Genomic DNA, 4,565 nt, shown 5'->3' with positions numbered 1-4,565 from the left:
AGAATCGTAGGTAAACGGGGCGCTGTGGTGGCGTTTTCTTCTTCCAACGGCCACGGCCGGTGTGCCGGGCGTTCACCCGTGGCACACCGGCCGTGGCTGCGGTGTCGTGATCCGTCAGGTCCAGGCGAGCAGCGCCGCCTCCGGGTCGGCGAGGAAGTCCCCGATGTCCCGCAGGAACTTCGACCCCAACTCGCCGTCGATGATCCGGTGGTCGAAGGAGAGCCCCAGGGTGGTCACCTGGCGCGGCTTGACCTTGCCCTTGTGGACCCACGGCAGTTCGCGGACCGCGCCGAAGGCCAGGATCGCCGACTCGCCAGGCGGCAGGATCGGGGTGCCGGTGTCCACCCCGAACACCCCGACGTTGGTGATCGTCAGGGTGCCGCCGGACATGTCCGCCGGGGAGGTCTTCCCCGCCTTGGCCGTCTGCACCAGACCCGTCAGCGCATCCGCCAGCTCACGCAGCGTGAGCCGGCCGGCGTCCTTGATGTTCGGCACGATCAGGCCGCGCTCGGTGGCCGCCGCGATGCCCAGGTTGACGTACTCCTTGACGACGATCTCGTCGCCGGCCCAGGTGGAGTTGACCATCGGGTGCCGCCGGACCGCCAACAGCACCGCCTTGGCGACCAGCAGCAACGGCGAGACCCGTACGTCGCGCCAGTCCCGTCGCCCGCGCAGCCGGTCCAGCGCCTTCATCGTCCGGGTCACGTCCACGGTCAGGAACTCCGTGACGTGCGGGGCGGTGAAGGCCGAGCGGGACATGTTCTCGGCGGTCAGCCGGCGTACCCCCTTGACCGGGATGCGCTGCTCGCGGTCCGCGCCGAAGCTCGCGGCCGAGGTGGCAGGTGGCGTCGCCGCCGCCGGCTCGGCCGCCACCGTGCTCCCCGCCACCGCCCGCTGGACGTCCTCCCGCGTGATCGACCCCAGCGGCCCCGACCCCACCAGCGCACCCAGATCGACCCCGAGATCCTTGGCGAGCTTGCGCACCGGCGGCTTCGCCAGCACCGCACCACCCACGCTCCGTCGATCATGGACTGGTGGTGCCGGTTTCGCAGGGGCAGGGACGTTCTTGTCCCCCGCCACAACCCCATGATCAGCGGGGGCGGGGGAACGGCGGGGGCGGCGTTTGGCGGGGGCGTTGCGGGGGCCGTAGCCGACCAGGACGGCCGTTCGGCCACCCGGGGCTACGCCGCCGATCAGGCCCGGCTCGACCATGCCCTCTGATGGGGCCACCTGCACCGCAGCCAGGGAGGCGGCCGAGGGGGTGGGCAGGGTCGACGTGGCGGCGGCGGTCGTCGACTCCGGCACCGGCCCGGCACCCGGGTCGGTGTCGATCGCGATGATCGGCGTGCCGACCTCGACCGTGCTCCCCTCCGGGTGGAAGATCGACCGCACCTCACCGGCCCACTTCGCCGGGATCTCCACGGCCGCCTTGGCCGTCTCCACCTCGACGATCGGCTGGTTCAGCTCGATGACGTCGCCCACCTTGACCAGCCAGGCGAGGATCTCGCCCTCGGTCAGGCCCTCGCCCAGGTCGGGCAGGTTGAACTCCTTGATCCGGGACATCGCGCTCACCAGCCGAAGGTGCGGTCGACGGCGTCGAGCACCCGGTCGAGGTCGGGCAGGTACTCCTCCTCCACCCGGCTGGCCGGGTAGGGGGTGTCGAAACCGGTGACCCGCAGCACCGGCGACTCCAGGGAGTAGAAGCACTCCTCGGTGATCCGGGCCGCGATCTCCGAGCCCAGCCCCAGGTTGCCCGGGGCCTCGTGGACGACCACACATCGGCCGGTGCGCCGCACCGACTCGTACGCGGCGGTCAGGTCCAGCGGGGAGAGCGTACGCAGGTCGACGACCTCCAGCTCCCGGCCGTCCTCGGCGGCGGCGGTCGCCGCGTCCAGCGCGGTGCGCACCATCGGGCCGTACGCCAGCACGGTCGCGTCGGTGCCCGCCCGCACCACCCGGGCGGCGTGCAGCGGGTACGCCCCGGACAGCGGGGCGTCCAGGTCGACCGGACCCTTCTCCCAGTAGCGGCGCTTGGGCTCCAGGAAGACGATCGGGTCGTCCGAGGCGATGGCCTGCTGGATCATCACGTACGCGTCCTGCGGGTTGGCGCAGGTCACCACCTTCAGCCCGGCGGTGTGCGCGAAGTACGCCTCCGGCGACTCGGAGTGGTGCTCGACCGCGCCGATGCCGCCGCCGTAGGGGATCCGGATCACCATCGGGATGGTGACCTTGCCCTGCGAGCGGTAGTGCATCTTGGCCACCTGCGACACGATCTGGTCGTACGCCGGGTAGACGAAGCCGTCGAACTGGATCTCGCAGATCGGCCGGAAGCCCCGGATGGCCAGGCCGACGGCGGTGCCGATGATGCCGGACTCGGCCAGCGGGGTGTCGATCACCCGCTGGTCGCCGAAGTCCTTCTGCAGGCCGTCGGTGATCCGGAAGACGCCGCCGAGCTTGCCGACGTCCTCGCCCATGATGACGACCTTCGGGTCGTTCTCCAGGGCGCGGCGCAGGCCGGTGTTGAGGGCCTTGCCCATGGTGAGCGTCTCCGTGGCCATCAGTGCGCGCTCCCCTCGAACGACTCCAGGTACCTGCTGAACTGGGCCCGCTGGGCGTCCAACTCGGGCGAGCCGTGCGGGTAGACGTGGTCGAACATGCTGACCGGCTGCGGGTCGGGCAGGTTCAGCACCCGTTCGCGCAGGTGCACCGCCTCGGCGCGGGCCTGCTCGTCGATCTCGGCGAAGAAGTCGGCGTCGGCGAGCTGCTGCCGTTCGAGGAACGCCTTCATCCGGGCGATCGGGTCCTTGGCCTGCCAGGCCTCGACCTCGCTGGCGATCCGGTAGCGGGTCGGGTCGTCGGAGGTGGTGTGCGCGCCCATCCGGTAGGTGTACGCCTCGATCAGGCTGGGGCCCTGGCCGAGCCGGGCGTTGTCCAGCGCGTGCCGGGTCACCGCGTACGAGGCGAGCACGTCGTTGCCGTCGACCCGGACGCCGGGGAAGCCGAAGCCACCGGCCCGCCGGTAGAGCGGGACCCGGGTCTGGCGCTCCAGCGGCTCGGAGATGGCGTACTGGTTGTTCTGGCAGAAGAACACCAGCGGGGCGTTGAAGACGCTTGCCCAGACGAACGCCTCGTTGACGTCGCCCTGGCTGGTGGCGCCGTCGCCGAAGTAGGCGATCACCGCCTCGCCGTCCTCGGTGCCGGTCTTGCCGTCCATGTGGACGCCCATCGCGTACCCGGTCGCGTGCAGGGTCTGCGCCCCGATGACGATCGTGTACATGTTGAACTTGAACTCGTTCGGGTCCCAGCCGCCCAGGTCGACGCCGCGGAACAGGCCGAGCGGCATGATCGGGTCGATGCCCCGGCAGTAGAGGACGCCGTGCTCCCGGTAGGTCGGGAAGGCCATGTCCTGGCTGCGCAGCGCCCGCCCGGAGCCGACCTGGGCCGCCTCCTGGCCGAGCAGCGAGGCCCACAGGCCCAGCTCGCCCTGCCGCTGCAGGGCGGTCGCCTCGGCGTCGAGCTTGCGGACCAGCACCAGGTCGCGGTAGAGGCCGCGGTACTCCTCGTCGGTGAAGTCGACGCGGTACTCGGTGCCGTCCGGCCCGGTCGCGCTCTCGATCCGGTCGCCGGCCGGGGTGAGCAGCTGTACGAGTTCCGGCTCGCCGGTCGTGGCCCGCCGGGACCGGGGTGCGGCTCGCCGGCCGCGGCTGGAGACCGCAGGGTCGCCCTTTGCCATCCGTCTCTCCCTGTCGTGTCTGTGCCCGAGCCGGGGGGTCACCCGTCCGCGCACAACGTGCGCCGGCCCGGCTGTTGCCGGACTGGTTCCTGGCGGTCGTGCCTGGCCCCGGTGGGGGTTGCCGCACGACCTGAGCCGGATCCATGGGTCGAACCCGGTTCGGGAGCGTCGGCCACCAGCCACGCCTGCCACGGGGTACGCGGAGGGGCGGCTGCGTTGCCGTCGTGCCTGAATGATTGCAGAGGAGGTGAGCGGCCCCACAGTATGGCCCTCCCGCTGGTGGCGACATGTCCGCTTGGTGACCCGTGGACTTTTTTGTCGTGACGCCGGCCGTGCTGCTGACCGTGCCGGCCGGGTGACGGACTTTTTGTGTGTCGACACGCTGTGGTGCCTGGTGAACTGGGCGTCACTGGGTCAAGCTGACCGGTATTGGTGGGCGTTTGGCGAATAATGTCCGTTCTGATCCGTGCTGCCCACCGGCGAACACGTCCAGGTCGACGAGGGAGTGTGCGGTGTCCGAGCCAGGTGACGGTCCTCCGATCCCCCTCCTCGGGCGGCACCGGGCCGGCGGCGGCAGCTACCGGCGGATGATCGGCGTGCACCGGGCCCCGGGCCTGGGCGGACCGCACCGGGGCTACCTGTTCACCGTCGCCCTGCTCGCCGGGGCCGCCTCCATGCCGGTCCTCGCCGCGATCAGCGCCGGCTCCGCCACCGTGGGCAGCACCGCGCTGCCGGACGGCGGCACCCCGTTACAGGCCCCCCCCGCCGGGGGGGCCGGGGGGGGGGCCCGGGGCCCCCCCCCCCCCCCCCCCCCCCCGCCCCCCCCCCCCCC

4 protein-coding genes are annotated in these 4,565 nt (G+C 71.8%); 1 reads left to right on the top strand and 3 read right to left on the bottom strand.

Features of this window, described 5'->3' with window-relative positions:
* Nucleotides 1–114: 114 nt before the first annotated feature.
* The 3 genes from ACOJTC_RS18945 to pdhA are packed head-to-tail and all read right to left on the bottom strand — an operon-like array spanning nucleotide 115 to nucleotide 3,733.
* Nucleotides 115–1,563 (bottom strand): dihydrolipoamide acetyltransferase family protein, encoded by a 1,449-nt coding sequence (locus tag ACOJTC_RS18945; RefSeq protein ID WP_420117877.1) that lies wholly within the window; start codon nucleotides 1,561–1,563, stop codon nucleotides 115–117.
* 5 nt (nucleotides 1,564–1,568) lie between these two features.
* Entirely contained in the window at nucleotides 1,569–2,558 is a 990-nt protein-coding gene (locus tag ACOJTC_RS18940; RefSeq protein ID WP_420117876.1) for an alpha-ketoacid dehydrogenase subunit beta, read from the bottom strand.
* Entirely contained in the window at nucleotides 2,558–3,733 is a 1,176-nt protein-coding gene (pdhA, locus tag ACOJTC_RS18935; protein WP_420117875.1) for a pyruvate dehydrogenase (acetyl-transferring) E1 component subunit alpha, read from the bottom strand. Before pdhA ends, ACOJTC_RS18940 begins: the two co-directional genes overlap by 1 nt.
* A 512-nt stretch (nucleotides 3,734–4,245) precedes the next feature.
* Here pdhA and ACOJTC_RS18930 point away from each other — a divergent pair.
* A partial coding sequence (locus ACOJTC_RS18930; protein ID WP_420117874.1) for a hypothetical protein occupies nucleotides 4,246–4,565 on the top strand: 320 nt, incomplete at its 3' end.

It is taken from the genome of Micromonospora sp. (assembly GCF_048594385.1).
In the GTDB taxonomy this organism is placed as follows: Bacteria; Actinomycetota; Actinomycetes; order Mycobacteriales; family Micromonosporaceae; genus Micromonospora; species Micromonospora wenchangensis.
Note: the sequence above shows the minus strand (reverse complement) of the source record. Positions and strands in the feature narration are given on the sequence as shown.

Coding starts and splice junctions, on each gene's coding strand:
- ACOJTC_RS18945 (WP_420117877.1), bottom strand. CDS start 1,563: ATGTCCCGGATCAAGGAGTTCAACCTGCCCGACCTGGGCGAGGGCCTG.
- ACOJTC_RS18940 (WP_420117876.1), bottom strand. CDS start 2,558: ATGGCCACGGAGACGCTCACCATGGGCAAGGCCCTCAACACCGGCCTG.
- pdhA (WP_420117875.1), bottom strand. CDS start 3,733: ATGGCAAAGGGCGACCCTGCGGTCTCCAGCCGCGGCCGGCGAGCCGCA.